Origin of the sequence: Motilibacter deserti, assembly GCF_011250635.1 — a bacterium.
Lineage (GTDB): Bacteria > Actinomycetota > Actinomycetes > Motilibacterales > Motilibacteraceae > Motilibacter_A > Motilibacter_A deserti.
Genome location: NZ_JAANNP010000001.1, coordinates 1,004,098 through 1,023,171 on the forward strand (window position 1 = coordinate 1,004,098; position 19,074 = coordinate 1,023,171).

The following is a 19,074-nucleotide window of genomic DNA, read 5'->3' on the forward strand; positions in this document are numbered from 1 at the left end:
TCCGGTGCTCGTCGCGGAGGCGGTCGGACGGACCCTGGCCCTGCTCGGCTGCGACACGGTCTTCGGCGTCGTCGGCAGCGGCAACTTCCACGCCACCAACGCGATGGTGGCCGAGGGGGCGCGCTTCGTCGCCGCCCGGCACGAGGGCGGGGCCGCGACGATGGCCGACGCGTACGCCCGCACCAGCGGCAAGGTCGGCGTCCTCAGCGTGCACCAGGGGTGCGGCCTCACCAACGCGATGACGGGCATCACGGAGGCCGCCAAGAGCCGCACGCCGCTCGTCGTGCTCGCCGCCGAGTCGACGGCGGCCCGGTCGAACTTCGCGGTGGACCAGGAGGCGCTCGCGCGCGCCGTCGGGGCGGTGGCCGAGCGGGTGACGTCGGGCGCGACGGCCGTGCAGGACGCGACGCGGGCCGTGCGCCGGGCCCGCGACGAGCGGCGGACCGTGGTGCTGAACCTCCCGCTCGACGTCCAGGCCCAGCTGTCCGGGCGGCTGCCCGAGGCGGCCCTCGCGGACCTGCCGCCTCCCCCGCCGCCGGTGCAGCCGCGCCCCCAGGACGTCGCCCGCCTCACCGACGCGCTCGTCGCCTCCCGGCGGCCGGTGCTCGTGGCCGGCCGCGGTGCCCGCTCGCCGCAGGCGCGGGACCGGCTGCTCGAGCTGGCCGAGGCGACGGGCGCCCTGCTCGCCACGTCGGCCGTCGCCAAGGGGCTCTTCGGCGCCAGCCCCTGGTCGCTCGACGTCTCCGGCGGCTTCGCGTCGCCGCTCGCGGCCGAGCTGATCACAGCTTCCGACCTGGTCGTCGGCTGGGGGTGCGCGCTCAACATGTGGACGATGCGCCACGGCCGGCTGATAGGCCCCGGCGCGACCGTCGCGCAGGTCGACGTCGACCCGGCGGCGCTCGGCGCGGCCCTCCCCGTGCGGGTCGGCGTGGTCGGCGACGTCGCGGCGACGGCGGCCGCCGTCACCGCCGCGTTGCGCGGGCGGTTCCGGCCCGAGCCGGGCTGGCGCAGCCCACAGCTGAAGGACCGCATCGCCCGCGAGGCCCGCTGGCGGGACGTGGCGTACGACGACGCCGGCGGGGACGGGCGCATCGACCCGCGCACCTTCTCCATCGCGCTCGACGACCTGCTGCCGACCGAGCGCGTCGTCGGCGTCGACTCGGGCAACTTCATGGGCTACCCGAGCATGTTCCTGTCGGTGCCGGACGAGCAGGGCTTCTGCTTCACGCAAGCTTTCCAGTCGGTCGGCCTCGGCCTCGCCACCGCCATCGGCGCCGCCCTCGCCCGGCCCGACCGGCTCCCGGTCGCCGCGCTGGGCGACGGCGGCGCGCTCATGGGCGTCTCGGAGCTGGAGACCGCCGTCCGCCTCGCGCTGCCCCTCGTCGTGGTCGTCTACAACGACGACGCCTACGGCGCGGAGGTGCACCACTTCGGCCCGGACGGCCACCCGCTCGACACCGTGCTCTTCCCGGAGACCGACATCGCCGCCATCGGGCGCGGGTTCGGCTGCGACGCGGTGACCGTGCGCACCCAGGACGACCTCGACGGCGTACGCACATGGCTGGCCGGGCCGCGCGACCGCCCGCTGCTCGTCGACGCGAAGGTGACCCGCGGCATGCCGTCGTGGTGGCTGGAAGAGGCGTTCCGGGGGCACTGACCTCTTGACCGGCTGCACCCGCCCGACCGGCCTGTACCGTCGAAGGACAGGCCCAGTCACGGGCAGCGCGACACACGAGGACGACAGGAGCCGCGGGGATGAGGACGGGCATCGACACCGACCACCTGGTGCCATCGGTCCGGCCGCAGGACGACCTCTTCCGCCACGTCAACGGCAAGTGGCTGGACGAGGCGGAGATCCCTGCCGACCGCGCCTTCGACGGCGTGTTCTACCACCTGCGCGACGCCGCCGAGGAGAGCCTGCGGGCCATCCTCGAGGCCGCCGCCGCGTCCGACGCGCCTGCGGGCAGCGAAGAGCGCAAGATCGGCGACCTCTACGCCAGCTTCCTCGACGAGGCGCGCGCCGAGTCCCTGGGCGCGGAGCCGATCGCGGCCGACCTCGGCCGGGTGCTCGCGCTGCCCGACAGAGCTGCCTTCGTCCGCACCCTCGGCGAGCTCGCACGCGGCGGCGTGATGGGCCCGTTCGTCATGTGGGTCAACACCGACGCCCGCCAGTCCGACCGCTACGTGCTCTACGTCGGCCAGGCCGGGCTGGGCCTGCCGGACGAGTCGTACTACCGCGAGGACAAGTTCGCCGAGATCCGCGAGGCCTACGTCCTGCACGTGACCCGCATGCTGGAGCTCGCCGGGGTGCCGGACCCGAAGGCCGCGGCCCAGCGCGTCGTCGAGCTGGAGACACGGCTGGCCGGGGCGCACTGGGACCGGGTCAGCAACCGCGACGCCGAGAAGACCTACAACAAGGTCGACCGCGCCGCACTGGCCGCGCTGACGCCGGGCTTCGACTGGGAGGCCTGGGCCGACGCGCTCGGCGCCCCCGCGTCGCTGCTCGACGAGGTCATCGTCCGCCAGCCGGACTACCTCACCGCGCTCGCTGCCGCCCTCGACGAGGTGCCGCTCGACGTCTGGCGCGAGTGGCTCGCCTGGCGCGTCGTCCGGGCTGCCGCGCCCTACCTCAGCAGTGCGTTCAGCGAAGAGAGCTTCGCGTTCTACGGCACCACGCTCACCGGCGCCCCCGAGGAGCGCGCGCGATGGAAGCGCGCAGTCTCCTTCGTCGAGGGCGCGATGGGCGAGGCGGTCGGCAAGCTCTACGTCGCCGAGCACTTCCCGCCCGCGGCCAAGACCGTGATGCAGGGGCTCGTCGCGAACCTCGTCGAGGCGTACCGCCAGGACATCGTCACCCTCGACTGGATGAGCCCCGAGACCAAGGCGCGGGCGCTGGAGAAGCTCGAGCGCTTCACGCCCAAGATCGGCTACCCCGACAAGTGGCGCGACTACTCCACCCTCGAGGTGGACCGCGGCGACCTCGTCGGCAACCTGCGCCGGGCCGAAGCCTACGAGCTCGAGCGCGACCTGGCGAAGGTCGGGTCGCCCATCGACCGCACCGAGTGGTTCATGACGCCGCAGACGGTCAACGCCTACTACAACCCGGGGATGAACGAGATCGTCTTCCCCGCGGCGATCCTGCAGCCGCCGTTCTTCGACCTCGAGGCCGACGACGCCGTCAACTACGGAGCCATCGGCGCCGTCATCGGCCACGAGATCGGCCACGGCTTCGACGACCAGGGCTCGAAGTACGACGGGGACGGCAACCTCAACGACTGGTGGACCGACGCCGACCGCGCGGCTTTCGAGGAGCGCACGGCCAAGCTCGTCGCGCAGTACGACGAGTTCGAGCCGGCCCAGACCCCCGGCCACAAGGTCAACGGCAGCCTCACCGTCGGCGAGAACATCGGCGACCTCGGCGGCGTCACCATCGCCTACAAGGCCTACCTGCTCTCCCTCGGCGGCCAGGAGCCTCCCGTGCTCGAGGGTATGACGGGGCACCAGCGCTTCTTCTGCAGCTGGGCGCAGGCCTGGCGGAGCAAGGGGCGCGACGCCGAGGTGCTGCGCCGGCTCGCGATCGACCCGCACTCGCCCGGAGAGTTCCGGTGCAACGGCGTCGTCCGCAACCTCGAGGAGTTCCACACCGCCTTCGACGTCGCCCCCGGCGACGGGCTCTGGCTCGAGCCGGAGGACCGCGTACGCATCTGGTGACCGTCGCGTCGCCGCTGTCGCGTGCCGCAGGGCCGCTCGCCGTCGCAGTTCGTGACGGCGGGCGGCCCTTCGCCATTCGTGGGTGAGGCGTCCCGCTCCACGCTCGTCGGGCGCGCGGCCCAGTCACTGCGGGCACTTGCGTACCCCGTATGGGCGCCACCGACTCGCCATGCGCCCCGCCTCGCGCCCATACGACCTCCTGAGTCGGGCGACGTCGGGTGCCGCGCGCTCCCGCGACGTACCCGCACCGAGCGTTCACCCCCCGGAACCCTCGCGCCTGCGCCCCGCGACCACGGCCGACCTGGAACTCCTCCGGCCGCGCTGCAGCCCCGCCTCCGTGCGCACGACGCCGCCCAAGTGCCCGGGGCGGGCCTCAAGCCCCCGCACCGAGGCAACACGACACCGTCGCCAGGTTTAGGACCACCGCCGCCCGAATGGTCGCCCCCCGAAGAGCACTTCCTGAGATTTCTGCGATCCGGACCCAACCGCGCCCCGAGGCCGCTCCGAAGGAAGGGTGAGCGGCGGGAACGATCACCGCCCCGGACGACCGGAAGGAGGAGCAGACAGCACGCCCCACGGCACCCCAGACCGGCGGTTCATCCGATCCGGCATGGCGACCGGGCCGTGGCTTCACGCAGCAACTTCCGGGGAGAACTCCCCACGCTTCTCCACAGCACTGCACTTCGCCGAAGTGCACTACCGCTGTTGATGACCTGCAGAAGCGTCGCACCATCACTCCCAGTGCAGAATGGGGTTTCGCATGTTCGGAAAGTCCCTCGTCGTCGACATGGTCAACAGGAGCGCCGAGAACGCGACCGACCGTCGCGCCTTCCTGCGCAGCGCCGGGTTCGCCGGCCTCGGGGTGGCCGGCGCCGGCGCGCTCGCCGCGATGGGCGCGACCGAGGCGCACGCGGACGAGGCCAGTGACGGGGCCGTCCTCAACTTCGCGCTGAACCTGGAGTACCTCGAGGCGGAGTTCTACTCGCACGCCGCCTACGGGAAGGGCCTGGACGAGGCGCTCACCACGGGCACGGGCACCCGGGGCGGGGTCGTCGGCGGCCGCCGCGTGCCGTTCAAGACCAAGTCGATCGCCCAGTTCGCGACCGAGATCGCGGCGGACGAGATCCACCACGTGAAGTTCCTGCGCAAGGCGCTCGGCTCGGCGGCCGTGTCCCGTCCCGCGATCGACCTGAAGACCAGCTTCACCGCCGCGGCCCGTGCGGCCAAGCTGATCGGCCCGAAGCAGACGTTCGACCCGTTCGCGAACGAGAACAACTTCATGCTCGCCGCGTTCATCTTCGAGGACGTCGGCGTCACGGCCTACAAGGGCGCCGCCCCGCTCATCACCAACAAGGCCTACCTCGAGGCCGCCGCCGGGATCCTGGCCGTGGAGGCCTACCACGCCGCGACGATCCGCACGTCGCTGTGGAACCGCGGCCTCGTCAAGGAGACCGTCGCGATCTCCGACGCACGTGACTCGCTGCACGGCGGCGCCGACTCCGACCAGGGCATCGGCTACCCGCGCGGCGACAAGGACTGGTTCGCCAACATCGTGCCGGCCGACAACAACGGCATCGCGTTCAGCCGTACGCCGGGCGAGGTGCTCAACGTCGTCTACCTCTCCCCCGGCAAGGTCACCAAGGGCGGGTTCTTCCCGGCCGGTGTCAACGGCGCGGTCAACGCCAGCGGCAGCTGACGTAGCAATCAGCAAAGCCAGCTTCACCCCTTTGTAGTTCAGGTGAGGGAGGCCGGGCGGCAGCCCGGCCTCCCTGGGCATCGAAGGAGCCGCCCCGTGTTCGAGCCGACAGCGTTCGTACGACCCACCGTCGCCCTGTACGCCGTGGCGGCCGCCACCGCCACCGCCACCGCGCAGTGGGCTCCCGCCGTGGTGATCGTGGCCGGCGCCGGCGCCCAGGCCGTGCACCGCCGCACCACGCGGGACGGCAGCGCCCGGCCGGCAGCCACCGCCGGCTGATGTTCGACCCCGCGCTCTACGACCGCCAGGTCCTCCTGCGCGGCCGCCGCCGGATCCCCCTCGTGGACCGGCGGCTGCGGCTGCGCACGCTGATGGGCACGGCCGGCCCCTGCCTCGTGGTCGCCGTCGCGTACGTCGACCCCGGCAACTTCGCGACCAACGTGCAGGCCGGGGCCCTCCTCGGCAACCGGCTGCTCTGGGTGGTCCTGGCCGCGAGCGCGGCGGCGATGCTCGTGCAGTACCTCGCAGCGAAGGCGGGCGCGGTGACCGGCCGCAGCCTGCCCGAGCTCTGCCGCGACACCTACTCGCGGCCCGTCACGCTCGGGCTGTGGGGAAGCGCGGAGGTCGTCGCCATGGCGACCGACTTCGTCGAGATCGTGGGCGGGGCGATCGCGCTGCACCTGCTCCTCGGCGTGCCGCTGCCCGTCGGGGGCGCCGTCGTGGGCCTCGCCGGGACGCTGCTGCTCCTGCTGCGCAGCCGGCGCGCCCGCTTCCAGGGCGCGGTCGCCGCCCTGCTGGCCGTCGTGGTCGGCTGCTTCCTCTTCGCCGTCTGGCGCCTCGGCGTCGGCGGCCCCGCCGAGCTGTCGCGCGGGCTCGTGCCGAGCTTCGGTGGCAGCGAGGGCCTGCTGCTCGCCACCGGGATCGTGGGCGCGACGATCATGCCGCACGCGGTCTACGTCCACTCCGCCCTGACCGCGGAGCAGCGCTCGGCGCGGCTGCGCCGCTGCAGCACCAACACCCTGCGGGCGCACCGCATCGACATCATGGCCGCCCTCGGGGTCGCCACCGTCACCAACGCGGCGATCCTGCTCGTGGCCGCCTCCGCCCTCCACGTCCCGGGCGCGACGGCCGTCGTCGACACGCTCGAGGGCGCGTATGCCGGGCTGAAGGCCGCGAGCCCCGCGGTCGGCCTCGCCTTCGTCGTGGCGCTGCTCGTCTCCGGCCTCGCCGCATCCTGCGTGGGCACCTACGCCGGCGACGTCGTGATGCAGGGCTTCCTGCGCCGGCGCATCCCGGTGCTCGTCCGCCGGACCGTCACGCTGGCCCCCGCGCTCGCCCTGCTCTGCACCGGCGTGGAGCCGACCACGCTGCTCCTGCTCAGCCAGGTCGTGCTCTCGCTCGGGCTGCCCGCGGCCCTGCTGCCGCTGCTGCACCTGACGGCGAAGCGCTCGGTGATGGGCGAGCACGTCAACAAGCGCGCCACGACCGTCGCCGCGGGGCTCGCTTGCGGGGCCGTGGTCACGCTCAACGGCGTCGTGCTTGCCACCGCGCTGGGCTGACCAGGGCCGCGAGAGCTGTGCACGCTGCCGGGTAGGGTCGGCCCACATGTCCACGACCGGAGCCGCGCCCGGACGGCACCGCAGCCCGGACCAGCCGCGCCCGCGCGGTGGCGGGAACGGCGACGGCAGCGCGGGTGACGCCGTACGCCTGCGCGACCTGCTGCGGATGAAGCGCCGGGCGACGGGCCTGCTCGCGGCGACCGCCGGGGTCTTCCTGCTGACGTTCGCGCTGCCCGACACGACGGCGGTGGGCTTCCTGCGCTCGGCCGCCGAGGCCGGGATGGTCGGCGGGCTCGCGGACTGGTTCGCGGTCACGGCGCTCTTCCGAAGGCCGCTCGGGCTGCCGATCCCCCACACGGCGCTCGTCCCGACCCGCAAGGACGCGCTGGCCGAGAACCTCGGCCAGTTCGTGACGGGGCACTTCCTCACGCGCGAGACACTGCACGCGCGGCTCACCGAGGCCCGGCTCCCCGCCCGGCTGGGCACGGCCTTGGCGACCCCCGCGGTGGCCGAGCGGCTGGGCAGGGAGGCGATGACGGCCGCGGTCGCCGCGCTGTCGTCCGTACGCCCGGAGGACCTCACCGACGCCGCGCTGGAGCTGGCGCGCCGCGACGTGGCCGCCCGGTCGTACTCCTCGCTGCTCGGCCGGTTCCTCGCCGACCGGGTCGAGGGCGGCGCCCACCGGCCCGTCGTCGACCTCGTGCTGCCCTACCTGCGCACGTCCCTGACCGAGAACCGAGCGACGCTGCGCGTGCACCTGAAGGACCTCGGCGAGGGCATGGGCGTGCTCGCGTCGATGTTCGTCACCGCCAAGCGCGTCGACCGCCTGCTCGACGGCGTCGTCGACCTGCTGCGGGCGATGGAGCGCGACCCGGAGCACCAGCTGCGCGGCGTGCTGGAGCGCTTCCTGCGCAGCCTGGCGACGGACCTGCAGCAGGACGCCGACCTCGCCGAGCGGGTCGACGGGATGCTGCGCGACGTCCTCGACGACCCGCAGACCAGGAACTGGGTTTCCGGAATCCTCAACGGTGCGTTGGAGACCGCGCGGTCGGCGCTGGCCGACCCCGACGGCGCGATGCGCCAGCGGCTGACCCGCGCGCTGATCGACCTGGGCAACCGGGCCGTCGAGGACGCGGAGTTCCAGGCGCGGCTGCAGCGCTGGTCCGAGCAGGCGGTGATGTACCTCGTGGACAACTACGCCGAGGAGTTCACGCGGCTGATCCGCGACACGGTCGCGAGCTGGGACGGCCCCGCGACCGCACACCGCATCGAGCTCGCCGCCGGCCGCGACCTGCAGTTCATCCGCGTCAACGGCACGGTCGTCGGCGCGCTCGCCGGCCTCGTCATCCACGCCGTCGCGGTCCTGCTGGGCTGAGAGTCCTCCAGGAAGCCCGCCCGACGGGCCGGGGTCAGGAGAACGGCGTGACCGGACGCTCCTGCAGCTCGCCGTCGAGGAAGACGTCGACCTTCTCGTCGTAGAACGCGATGAGCCCCGCGATCTTCTGGCTCTCCGGCAGTGGGGACCGGTAGCACCAGGCAAGGTCCTCGTGCTCGCGCGGCACCCCGCCGTCCGCAGCGGGGAGGACGACCGACCACCAGTCCGCGACGCCTTTGTAGGGGCAGCGCGAGACGCTGTCCGTGCGGCGCAGCAGCTCGAGGCGTACGTCGCCCATCGGCAGGTAGTAGCGCGGCGGCAGCCCGGTCTCGAACAGGACCCGCGGCTGCGTCGACTCGGCCAGCACCACGCCGTCGAGCTCGATCCGGACGTGCCGGGAGCTGGCCAGGACGTCGACCCGGCTGTAGGGGTCGCGCGGGTGGACGTAGACCGGCTCGTCCTCCTCGAGCCACTCGTCCATCGACTCCCAGTCCAGCCGCACCAGCTCGCGCAGCTCGGGCATCGGCGAGTCGGGGTAGGCGAGGGCGGCGTCCGGGACCGTGCGGCCGGCGACGGTGACGTCGAGGACGTGCCCGTCCCCCCGGCTCGGCGAGCGCTCGACCCGGCCCGTGTCGGCCAGCTCGGCGCGCACGTCCGCGCGCGGCACGTAGTAGGTCGGGTAGTAGGGCTTCTCCCACACCAGGAGCGCGGACCGGGTGTCGGCCACGGCGACGCCGTCGACCAGCGCGCGCACCCGCTTCGGCGAGGGCTCGACCCTCACGCGCCCGCGGGCCCGGCCGCCGGCCCGGCGGGCGGGCGGTGCCGCGGCTGGCTGCCGATTCTCGGTACCGATCGTCGCCTCGTCCATGATGGGATTCCCTTCCGCCTGCCGGCCCCGGCCGCCGGCCCCCGTGCCGTCCTCGTGCGATTCTCGCCGAGCCGCGGCCCGGTGGCGGCACGGGTTTCGACAGTTCGCCGGGGCGTGCACGGACGGAGACGGAGCGTTGCGAGGCACGGGGTTGGCCGGGGCCGGGCTGGTCCTGCTCTCGGCGGCGGGGTTCGGCGCCATGGCGGTGTTCGCGAAGCTGGCGTACGACGCCGGCGCCGACGTGCACGGCGTGCTGCTGAGCCGCTTCGTGCTCGCTGCGGTGCTGCTGCGCGCGCTCATGGCGGTCACCGGGGCGACGTGGCCGCGGGGGCGCGACCTGCGCCTGCTGCTGGCGATGGGCGGGGTCGGCTACGTGATCCAGTCGATGACGTATTTCGCGGCCCTCACCCGGCTGCCCGCCGGGACGGTCGCGGTCGTCTTCTACAGCTACCCGGTGCTGGTGACGGCCGCGGTCGCCGTGACCGCCCGGCGCGCGCCCCGCCTCGCCGCGGCCCTGGGCTGCGTCCTGGCCACGGTCGGGGTGGGGGTCGTCGCCGGCCCGTCGCTGTCCGGGGACGCGCTCGGTTTGCTGCTCGCCGCGACGGCCGCCGTGACCTACACCGGCTACATCCTGGCCGGCAGCCGCATCTCCTCCGACGTCAGCCCGATCTCCTCCACGGCGGTCGTCTGCGCCGCGGCCGCGGTCGTGTACGCCGTGGGCTGGCTCGTGGAGACCCCCTCGTTCCCCACCACCGCCGGCGGGTGGGGCGCGACCGCGGCGACGGCCGCCGTCTCGACGGTGCTGGCGATCCCGACCTTCTTCGCCGGCATCAAGCTGCTCGGCCCGGCCGCCGCGGCCGCCATCAGCAGCGCCGAGCCGATCTTCACGGCGCTGTCGGCGTTCCTCGTCTTCGACGAGCGGCTCTCGCCCTGGCAGGCCGCGGGCGCCGGGCTGGTGTGCGTCTCGGTGGCTCTCGTCAGCCTCACGAGCGCGCCGACGGAGCGGGCCGAGACCTCGCCGGTGGCGGTGGAGCGGTGAGCGCCGGCCTCGACATCGAGGTGCGCCGCGCCGTCCCGGACGAGTGGCAGGCGGTCAGAGCGGCCAGGCTGCGCGCGCTGGCGGACGCGCCGGAGGCGTTCGGCGCGTCCCTGGCCGACGAGGAGCGCCTCGACGAGCCCGGCTGGCGGCGCCGGGTCACCGAAACCCCGTGGGTCCTCGCGCGGGCCGCGGGCGTACCGGTCGGTGTCGTCGCCGCCGTGCCCGAGGACCTGCACCCGGGGCAGCAACGGCTCATCGCGATGTGGGTCGACCCCGGCCACCGCGGCGGCCCGGTCGCGGGGCTGCTCGTGGAGGTGCTGTGCGACTGGGCGCGCACGGCATCGGCCACCGGAGTCAGCCTCTGGGTCACGCAGGACAACGCGCGGGCGCGTGGGCTCTACGAGCGGCTGGGCTTCGTCGCCACGGGCGAGCGCGAGCCGATGGTCGGGGCGCCCGACGTCACCGTAGAGCGGATGCAGCGGCCGCTCTGAGGCGACGTCGGGCGCCCCCCGGGCGCGACGTCAGGCGATGGGGCCCGCCGTCGCGTACATCGCCGAGCTGATGAACTCCAGCGACAGCTTCAGCCGGTCACGGCTCACGTTGAGCGCGACCGTGTCCTCGGGCGTGTGGTACGGCGGCTCGAGCAGCGCGGGGCTGCCCTGGGCGCGCCAGGTGAAGTTGCCGCTCGCGATGCCGACGTCCTGGAACGACTGGTGGTCGCTGGACCCGCGCAGCGTCACCGGCGAGAGCATCGAGGAGTAGCCGAGCCGGTTCGCGGCGGCGATCACCGCAGCCGTCGCCGCGTTGGGCTGGCCGTTGGCCGACAGCACCCAGTACATCGTCGCCTGGTCCCAGCTGGTCGCGACCATGTCGTTGTTGAAGACGGCGAGATAGCGCGCCCGCTCGGCCGGCGAGAGCGACGCGACGTAGTAGCGCGACCCGATGAGCCCCTGCTCCTCCGAGCCCCACAGGCCGAACTGGATCGTCGCCTCGGTCGGCAGCTTGCGCAGCGTCTGCGCGAGCTCCAGCGTGAGGGCGGTGCCGGACCCGTCGTCGTTGGCGCCCTTGGCGCCGATCACGGAGTCGTAGTGGGCGCAGACCATGACGACGGGGGCTGCCGGGTCGCCCGCGCGCTCGGCGAGCACGTTGCGCGACGTCAGCCCCCGGTGGGCCGCGGTCCGGACCCGCAGGTCCAGCGGCCCGGCCGCGACGAGCGCGCGCAGCCGCTCCTTCTGCACCTGGGCGGCGCCGAGCACTGGGATGGCGACCGGGCCGCTGATGGCGGGGGTGAAGGCGCCGGCCCGGCGGGGGAACACCTGGTCGGCCGCGAGGAAGACGATCGCGGCGGCGCCGCGCGCGACCGCGGTCGCGACGGCCGCGTTCCGGGCCGCGGCCGTGCCCGGGTAGTCGACGAGGACGACCTTGCCCGTCACGTCCGCGGGGTAGCCCGCGGCGCCGCCCGCCCCGACGTCGACCGCTTCACCGCGCACCACTGTGTCGAGCGCCCCCTGGGACGAGGCGCCGACCTGCCAGCAGATGTCCTGCGGCAGCGGCGTGCCGCCCCGGCGCTCGAGCTCGCCCAGGAACTTGTCGGCCACGGGGAACGGCTGCAGCCGCGTCGCGAACCCCCACCGGTCGAGCCGCTCGGCGAGGTACTCCGCGGCCTCCGCCTCGGACTCGGTGCCGCCGATGCGCGGGCCGATGCTCTCGCTGAGCTTCTCGATGTGCTGGAGCGCGCGGTCGGCGTTCAGCAGCTTGAACAGGCGCTGCTCGTCGGCGGGCAGCGCCGCGGCCGCCTGCAGGGCCCGGGCCGGCGCGGCCCACGCGGTGCCGGGCAGCAGGGTGGCCGCCGCAGCACCGGCGAGCAGCCCGATGGCCCGCCGTCGGTCCAGCCCACGCCCGCTGGGCGCCTCGCAGTCGCAGCTGGAGGGGTCGCTCGACATTCTGATCACTCCCCGAGAGCGGTGAGCGCACGGACATGGCGCCGGCGCGAACCGGACGCTAGAGCCAACAAAGCCCATTAATCAAGACTCCCGGCGCAACTATCACGACGGTCGATCAACCGGCTCATGTCGGTTGCAGCGGTCGGCACGCGGACGAAACCTGCCCGCAACGGAAGCCGAACTGGAATTCAGGAACGCAGCGGGCGGGAAGCGAGCCCGGCCCGCCCCGGTCAGGACGCGAACGTCTTGCGGTACGCCGCCGGCGACGTCTGCAGCACGCGTCGGAAGTGCTGCCGGAAGGTCACCACGCTCTCGAAGCCCGTCGCGCCCGCGACCGCCTCCACGCTCATCGTGCCGGCCTCGAGCAGCGGCAGGCTCGCCTGCACCCGCTGCGCGACGAGCCACCGCATCGGCGAGGTGCCCAGCTGCCGGAGGAAATGGCGGGAGTAGCTCCGGGGGGACATCGCGGCGCGGGCGGCGAGGTCGGCAAGCGAGATCGGCGAAGCGAGGTTCTGCAGTGCCCATTCGACGCTGCGCGCGACGGCGCCGTCCTCGGGGCTCGCGGTCACGGGGGCCTCGATGAACTGCGCCTGCCCGCCCTCCCGGTGGGCCGGGACGACGAGCCGGCGGGCCACGGCGTTCGCGACCGTCGCGCCGTGGTCGAGGCGGATGAGGTGCAGGCAGAGATCGATGCCGGCCGCACTCCCAGCGCTGGTGAAGACGTTCGCGTCCTCGGTGTAGAGCACGTCGGCGTCCACCAGCACGCGCGGGAAGCGCTCGCGCAGCAGGCCGGCGTAGCGCCAGTGCGTCGTCGCCCGCCGGCCGTCGAGCAGGCCGGCCTGCGCCAAGGCGAAGGCGCCCGAGCAGATCGACACCACCCGTGCGCCGCGCGCATGGGCCGCCCGCAGGACGGCCGACAGCTCGTCCGGTACGTCGTCATGCACGTCCGCCACGCCCGGGACGATCACGGTGCCGGCCCGCGCGACGGCCTCGAGGCCGTACGGCGCCTCGACCCGGAGCCCACCTACGGTCCGGACGGCTTCGCCCCGAGGCACACAGACGCTCAGCGAGTACCAGGGGACGTCGAGCTCGGGCCGCGGCAGCCCGAACGCCTCGATCACGATGGCGCTCTCGAAGGGCGACATGCCGTCGAAGAGGACCAGCGCGACCTCGTGCGGCGGTGGCAGGACCCGGAGGGGCATGGCTCGAGCGTAGTGGCGAGAACCCATCGGTACGTGGCGTTCGCGCCACTCGCCGGCGTGGCCGCCGTGCCGCAGCCTGAAGTGGACACAGAACCGAGCATCGGAGGGCCGATGAACGCGACCGAGCAGGCGATCGAGCACTTCACCCGGCGGCTGCAGCACGAGACCGACGTCTCCGACGTCGCGGAGCGCCTGGCTTCCGGTGATCCAGGCCTGGTCCTCGTCGACGTCCGTGACGACGCCTCGTGGGCGCAGGGCCGGATCGCCGGCGCGCTCCACCTGCCGCGGCGCGAGATCGCGGCCCGCGCCCGGGCGCTCGTCCCCGGGGGCGCGGAGGTCGTGACGTACTGCTGGGGGCCCGGCTGCAACGGTGCAACGAAAGGCGCACTGGCGTTCGCCGAACTCGGCTACCGGGTCAAGGAGATGCTCGGCGGCTACGAGTACTGGGTGCGCGAAGGGCTCGAGACCGAGTCGGCCGCAGGGCCTCGCCGGCTCGAGCCCGACGCGCTGACGGTCGCTATCGGGTCGCCGGCGTGCGCCTGCTGACCCCGGGCGCGCCAGCGGTGAGCGCCGGCTCGGGCCGCACGAGCACGACGGTGCACTCCGCCTCCCGGCTCAGCGTCGCCGTCGCACTGCCCTCCGCGAGCACGCCGAGGCCAGAGTGCGACGGGGCGCCGACCGCCACCGCACGGGCCGCCCGCCGGTTGGCGTGCTCGGCGATGGTGTGCCCGACGGCGGCGTGGCCGCCGACGCTACGCAGCACGAACCCCCGGGCCGGGACGCGCTCCTCGCCCAGCCGGGCGAGCAGGGCGCTCACCGTCGTGCGGGCCTGCTCCAGCGTCTCGCGCTCGGTCGCCACGTCCTCGACCACGGCGGTCTCGTGCACGTGCAGCACCTCGAGCGGGCGGTCCACGGCCTTGGCGATGCGCACCGCCGCGTCGAGGACGGCGCCCGCGTCGGGACGGTCGTCGAGCGCGACCACCACCGGCCCGGCGGCGTCGGCCCACCCGGCGCCCTGACCCACCCCCTGGCCGACCTGGACCAGGCTGGGCGCGACGTCCGGCCGCGGCTGCGCCACCGGCGCCTCTGCGCCGCGCTCGGCCTCCTCGAGCAGCCGGTGCCCGGTGGCCAGCGCTCCGATCGCGACGAGGAAGGCGCCGGCCCCGACGTAGAACGGCACGTGCAGCGACCAGTGGTCCGCGAGCTTGCCCGCGGCGTACGGGGCGAGGCCGCCGCCGATGAAGCGCAGGAAGCCGTACGACGAGGAGGCGATCGGGCGCTCGACGGGCGAGACCTCCATGACCGCCTGGGTCATGAGGGTGTTGTTGATGCCGATGAACGCGCCGGACACGACGGTCGCGATGATGACCGTGCGCGGGGACTCGACGTCGGCGGCGATGACGGCCAGCACGACCGCGAGGGCGGTGAAGACGGCGTACATGCTGCGGGCGGTGCCGAAACGGGCCTGCATCCGCGGCGCGACGACGACGCTGAAGAGCGCGACGAGCAGGCCCCAGCCGAAGAACACCAGGCCGAGCTTGTGGGCGTCGAGCTCCATCGGGTAGGGCGCATAGCCCAGCAGCGTGAAGAAGCCCCAGTTGTAGCAGAGCGCGGCGAGTCCCATCGTGAGCAGGCCGCGGTGGCGCAGCGCCTTGACCGGCGCGAGGACCGACGTCGGCCGGGCCGGGCGCGGTGTGGTCGGGACCAGCACGGCGGTCGCGACCAGCGCGAGCAGCATCAGCACCGAGACGCCGAAGAACGGGCCGCGCCAGGAGACGTCGCCGAGCAGGCCGCCGAGGAGCGGTCCGACCGCGATGCCCAGCCCGAGCGCGGCCTCGTACAGGATGATCGCGCCGGCGAAGCCGCCGCTCGCGGACGCCACGATCACCGCGAGGGACGTCGCGATGAAGAGCGCGTTGCCGAGGCCCCAACCGGCCCGGAAGCCCACGATCCCGTCGACGCTGCCGGACGCGCCGGCGAGGGCCGCGAAGACGACGATGACGGCCAGCCCGGCGATCAGCGTCTTCTTGGCGCCGATGCGGCTGGACACCGCGCCGACGAACAGCATCGCGACGGCGGTCACCACGAGGTAGCTCGTGAAGAGCAGCGACACCTGGCTCGGCGTCGCGTCCAGCTCCTCGCTGATGGCCGGCAGGATCGGGTCGACCAGGCCGATGCCCATGAACGAGATGACGCAGGCGAAGGCCACGGCCCACACGGCGCGCGGCTGCCTGAAGGTGTTCGCAGAGACTGCGCTCACGAGAACTCCACTACTCCTGATTCAATCTTCACCTATTGGGAGACGGCCAGCAGCCGGCGCAGCGCAGGCAGCGCGGCGGCGACGGCGCGGCGGTCGTCGTCGTCGAGCCGGTCCAAGAGCGCGGACAGGGCGCGTACGCGCTCCTCGCGCCGGGCGGCGAGCACCTCGGCGCCGGCCGGGGTCAGCGCGGTCAGGACGGACCGCCCGTCCTCCGGGCTCGGGTGGCGGTCGACGAAGCCGTCGCGCTCGAGCCGGCCGACCAGCTGGCTCATGGCCGGCTGGGTCACGCCTTCGGCGGCGGCCAGGTCGGACACCCGGCTCGGGCCCTCGCGGGACAGCCGGGCGAGGGTCGCCGCGGCGGTCAGGCTCAGCCCGGACTGCGGGACGAGCCGGCGGGCCACCGCGAGCAGCCGCTCCAGCACGTCCCCCGCTTGCATATCAACCGTTGCCTCAAGCACCTGTCTAGGTTACATCATGTCCTTATGCAACTCAGGAGCGTCTCGGGATGCGAAAAAGGCGCCGCACCTCCCATCAGGAGGTGCGGCGCCCGGTCGTGCGGTCAGGCGGGCGCGGCCGTGCTCAACGCGCCGCGTCGCCGATGCGGGCCTTCAGCTCGACGATCGCCGGGATGGGCGAGGGGTCGACGCCAGTCGCCAGGGCGAGGTAGGTGCTCGCGAAGTCACCCAGGCCCACCAGGGAGGCGAGCCGCTCGACGACCGTGGCCCCTTCGGCCCGCAGGACCGTCGTCGCGACGCCCCGCCCCTGCGCGATCGCCTCGACGGCGTCGGCGCGGGCGGCGGTGCGCGGGTGCTCCTCGGAGTCGCGCAGGAGGACCGCCCGCAGCCGCAGCGACGGCGGCTCCTCGAACGGGTCGCGGAACAGGTCGTCGGCGCCGTCGGCCGAGGAGGAGGCGAGCGGCCCGTCGAGGGCGACCACCTGGTTGTGGCCGGCCTCGGGCAGCGCGCCGGAGACCGCCGGGAGCTTGGCGTTCTCGGCGAGCTGGGAGGCCATGCGGTACGCCGCGGCCCCTGCGACCCCGCTGCTGCCCCAGATCATGGGCAGGGTCCCGGCGAGCGACAGCGCGAGGTCCTTGGCCGGGTTCTCCCCCACCGGCTGCCGCGGGCCGCAGCGCTCGGCGAGGCTGTCCAGCAGAGCCGCGGTGGCCTCCAGCGACTCCTCGGGGACCGCGGCCAGCCCGAGCACGTCGGCGAGGACGAGCAGCGGGACAGACAGCGACCAGAAGCTCGCCCGCGGCAGGCGCCCGCCCGCGTCGACGGGCAGGTGCACCCCGCGGGCGCGCTCGCCGGCCGCCGCGAGCCGGCTGCCCGCCGCCCCGACGGTGACGACGCGCGACCCGCGCCGCGCCGCCTCCTCGACCACGAGGAGCGTCTCCTCCGTCGACCCGCTGCACGACACGCCGACCACGAGGTCGAGCGGCCCCACCCAGCCGGGCAGCACCAGGTCGTGGACCGGCAGCACCTGCACCGGGCAGCTCGGGCCGCTGACGGCCGCGAGGACGTCGGCGGCGATGCCGGAGCCGCCGACCCCCACGGCGACCACCGAGCGCGGGCGGCCGTCCTCGGCAACGGCCGCGACCCCGGCCTCGCGGGCGGCGCGGGCCGCGGCGCGTACCTGGGCGCCGGAGCTGGCGCAGGCCTGCAGCATCCCGCCCGAGTCCGCGCCGGCCAGCCCTTCGGGGTCGCTCAGCAGGGCGTCGTCGGCGACCAGCGCTCCCGTCACTTGGGGGCTCCCCTCAGGCAGGGTCCGGGCCCGGGGCCGGGCCGTCCGTCCCGATTGTGTCGGTCGCGCCGCCCGGGCCGCCCGCGGGCCGCGCTTCGTCGAGCAGCAGCACCGGGATGCCGTCGCGCACCGGGAACGCGAGGCCGCAGGAGGCCCCGGTGCAGACCAGCTCCGACCGCTCGGCGTCCACGCGCAGCGGCGAGCGGTCCTGCGGGCAGGCGAGGACCTCGAGGAGCCAGCCGTCGAGCCCGAGCGCCTCGGCGCCGGCCGCGTCCGGGCCGGCGGTCACGACTGCGCCCGCACGATGGCGAGGACCTCGTCGCGCAGCGCCTCCATGGCCGGCCGGTCCGCCGCCTCGACATTGAGCCGGAGCAGCGGCTCGGTGTTGGACTTGCGCAGGTTGAACCACCAGTCCGCGTGCGTGAACGTCAGCCCGTCGAGCCGGTCGACCTCGACGCCCTCGCGCGAGCCGAACTCCTTCTCGACGGCCGCGCTGCGCTCGTCGGCGTCGGCGACCGTGCTGTTGACCTCGCCGGAGGCGCTGTAGCGGGTGTAGGCCGCCAGCAGCTGCGACAGCGTCGAGCCGGCGGGTGTCTCGCCGAGCGCGGCAAGCGTGTGCAGGGCCGCGAGCATGCCGGAGTCGGCGCGCCAGAACTCGCGGAAGTAGAAGTGGCCCGAGTGCTCCCCGCCGAAGACGGCGCCGGTCTCGGCCATGTCCGCCTTGATGAACGAGTGGCCGACGCGCGACCGGAACGGCGTGCCGCCGTTCTCGCGGACGATCTCCGGGACCGAGCGCGAGGTGATCAGGTTGTGGATGACCGTCGCGCCCGGCTCCTTGGCCAGCTCGCGGACCGCCACCAGCGAGGTGATCGTCGACGGCGAGACGAGCTCGCCGCGCTCGTCGACGACGAAGCAGCGGTCGGCGTCGCCGTCGAACGCGAGGCCGATGTCCGCCCCGTGCTCGCGGACCGCGGCCTGCAGGTCGACGAGGTTCTCCGGCTCGATCGGGTTGGCCTCGTGGTTCGGGAAGTTGCCGTCGAGCTCGAAGTACATCGGCACGACCTCGAACGGCAGCCCCTCGAACACCACCGGCGCGGTGTGGCCGGCCATGCCGTTGCCGGCGTCGACCACGACCTTGAGCGGGCGGGCGCCCGACAGGTCGACGAGCTTCTTGAGGTGGTCGGCGTAGTCCTGCAGCACGTCGCGCTTCTCGACGGTGCCGCGCGTCGCGACGGGCTCCGGCAGCCCGTTGTCGAGGTAGTCGCTCACGAGCTCGGCGATGTCGCGCAGGCCCGACTCCTGGCCCACCGGCGTCGCGCCCGCACGGCACATCTTGATGCCGTTGTACTTGGCCGGGTTGTGCGAGGCGGTGAACATCGCTCCCGCCCGGTCCAACGAGCCCGAGGCGAAGTAGAGCTGGTCGGTCGACGCGAGGCCGATGTCGATGACCGACGCGCCCTGGCTCGTCATTCCGTCGGCGAACGCTGCCGCCAGCCCCGGCGACGACGGCCGCATGTCCCGCCCGATCACGGCCCGGTCCACGCCGAGCACCTTGACGAACGCCACCCCCACCGCGCGGGCCAGCTCCTCGGTGACGTCGGTGCCCACCAGCCCGCGGACGTCGTATGCCTTGATGATCTTCGACAGGTCTGCCACAGGCGGGAGCCTATCTGCGCGCGGG

At 74.0% G+C, this 19,074-nt stretch carries 17 protein-coding genes; 9 read left to right on the forward strand and 8 right to left on the reverse strand.

Annotation, left to right across the window (positions count from 1 at the left end):
• Window positions 1–4 precede the first annotated feature (4 nt).
• The 6 genes from G9H71_RS04700 (at window position 5) to G9H71_RS04725 (ending at window position 8,341) form a co-directional block, all read left to right on the forward strand.
• Window positions 5–1,657 (forward strand): thiamine pyrophosphate-binding protein, encoded by a 1,653-nt coding sequence (locus G9H71_RS04700; RefSeq protein WP_166278509.1) that lies wholly within the window; start codon window positions 5–7, stop codon window positions 1,655–1,657.
• Between the two features lie 98 nt (window positions 1,658–1,755).
• A complete protein-coding gene (locus G9H71_RS04705) occupies window positions 1,756–3,711 on the forward strand; it encodes a M13 family metallopeptidase (protein ID WP_166278512.1) in 1,956 nt (651 codons plus the stop codon).
• A 760-nt stretch (window positions 3,712–4,471) separates the two neighbouring features.
• A complete protein-coding gene (locus tag G9H71_RS04710) occupies window positions 4,472–5,407 on the forward strand; it encodes a ferritin-like domain-containing protein (RefSeq protein WP_166278515.1) in 936 nt (311 codons plus the stop codon).
• 96 nt (window positions 5,408–5,503) lie between these two features.
• Complete coding sequence (locus G9H71_RS04715) at window positions 5,504–5,686, forward strand: hypothetical protein (RefSeq protein WP_166278518.1); 183 nt, start codon at window positions 5,504–5,506, stop codon at window positions 5,684–5,686.
• Entirely contained in the window at window positions 5,686–6,966 is a 1,281-nt protein-coding gene (locus tag G9H71_RS04720; RefSeq protein WP_166278521.1) for an Nramp family divalent metal transporter, read from the forward strand. The genes G9H71_RS04715 and G9H71_RS04720 overlap by 1 nt, the downstream gene beginning before the upstream one ends.
• 46 nt (window positions 6,967–7,012) lie before the next feature.
• Complete coding sequence (locus G9H71_RS04725; protein ID WP_166278524.1) at window positions 7,013–8,341, forward strand: DUF445 domain-containing protein; 1,329 nt, start codon at window positions 7,013–7,015, stop codon at window positions 8,339–8,341.
• A gap of 34 nt (window positions 8,342–8,375) precedes the next feature.
• Here the strand turns inward: G9H71_RS04725 and G9H71_RS04730 are convergent, their stop codons facing one another.
• Window positions 8,376–9,122, reverse strand: coding sequence for a DUF427 domain-containing protein (locus G9H71_RS04730; protein ID WP_331272747.1), 747 nt, complete (start codon window positions 9,120–9,122; stop codon window positions 8,376–8,378).
• 223 nt (window positions 9,123–9,345) lie between these two features.
• Here G9H71_RS04730 and G9H71_RS04735 point away from each other — a divergent pair, with 223 nt between their 5' ends.
• Both G9H71_RS04735 and G9H71_RS04740 read left to right on the forward strand, forming a co-directional pair.
• Window positions 9,346–10,248 carry a DMT family transporter gene (locus G9H71_RS04735; protein WP_166278530.1) on the forward strand — a complete coding sequence of 301 codons (903 nt, stop codon included), beginning with the start codon at window positions 9,346–9,348 and terminating at the stop codon, window positions 10,246–10,248.
• Entirely contained in the window at window positions 10,245–10,739 is a 495-nt protein-coding gene (locus G9H71_RS04740) for a GNAT family N-acetyltransferase (protein ID WP_166278533.1), read from the forward strand. The genes G9H71_RS04735 and G9H71_RS04740 overlap by 4 nt, the downstream gene beginning before the upstream one ends.
• A gap of 30 nt (window positions 10,740–10,769) precedes the next feature.
• On the opposite strand, the gene G9H71_RS04745 is transcribed toward G9H71_RS04740, so the two are convergent.
• Window positions 10,770–12,191 (reverse strand): M28 family peptidase, encoded by a 1,422-nt coding sequence (locus G9H71_RS04745; protein WP_166278537.1) that lies wholly within the window; start codon window positions 12,189–12,191, stop codon window positions 10,770–10,772.
• A 230-nt stretch (window positions 12,192–12,421) separates the two neighbouring features.
• Window positions 12,422–13,393 (reverse strand): helix-turn-helix domain-containing protein, encoded by a 972-nt coding sequence (locus G9H71_RS04750; RefSeq protein WP_166278540.1) that lies wholly within the window; start codon window positions 13,391–13,393, stop codon window positions 12,422–12,424.
• Window positions 13,394–13,504: 111 nt separating this feature from the next.
• Between G9H71_RS04750 and G9H71_RS04755 the strand changes: the two genes are divergently transcribed.
• On the forward strand, window positions 13,505–13,939 hold the full coding sequence (locus tag G9H71_RS04755) for a rhodanese-like domain-containing protein (RefSeq protein WP_166278543.1): 435 nt from the start codon (window positions 13,505–13,507) through the stop codon (window positions 13,937–13,939).
• On the opposite strand, the gene G9H71_RS24915 is transcribed toward G9H71_RS04755, so the two are convergent.
• The 5 genes from G9H71_RS24915 to G9H71_RS04780 all read right to left on the reverse strand — a co-directional run bounded on the left by G9H71_RS24915 (window position 13,911) and on the right by G9H71_RS04780 (window position 19,049).
• A complete protein-coding gene (locus G9H71_RS24915) occupies window positions 13,911–15,653 on the reverse strand; it encodes an MFS transporter (RefSeq protein ID WP_331272748.1) in 1,743 nt (580 codons plus the stop codon). The genes G9H71_RS04755 and G9H71_RS24915 overlap by 29 nt on opposite strands.
• Window positions 15,654–15,685: 32 nt before the next feature.
• Window positions 15,686–16,111: a MarR family transcriptional regulator gene (locus tag G9H71_RS04765; protein ID WP_166278546.1), complete on the reverse strand. Its 426-nt coding sequence runs from the start codon at window positions 16,109–16,111 to the stop codon at window positions 15,686–15,688.
• Window positions 16,112–16,232: 121 nt separating this feature from the next.
• The gene (locus G9H71_RS24385; RefSeq protein ID WP_331272749.1) at window positions 16,233–17,393 is read right to left on the reverse strand and encodes an SIS domain-containing protein; all 1,161 of its coding nucleotides are present in this window, start codon (window positions 17,391–17,393) and stop codon (window positions 16,233–16,235) included.
• A gap of 13 nt (window positions 17,394–17,406) precedes the next feature.
• Window positions 17,407–17,682, reverse strand: coding sequence for a Trm112 family protein (locus G9H71_RS04775; RefSeq protein WP_166278549.1), 276 nt, complete (start codon window positions 17,680–17,682; stop codon window positions 17,407–17,409).
• The gene (locus tag G9H71_RS04780; RefSeq protein ID WP_166278552.1) at window positions 17,679–19,049 is read right to left on the reverse strand and encodes a phosphomannomutase/phosphoglucomutase; all 1,371 of its coding nucleotides are present in this window, start codon (window positions 19,047–19,049) and stop codon (window positions 17,679–17,681) included. The genes G9H71_RS04775 and G9H71_RS04780 overlap by 4 nt, the downstream gene beginning before the upstream one ends.
• Window positions 19,050–19,074 lie beyond the last annotated feature (25 nt).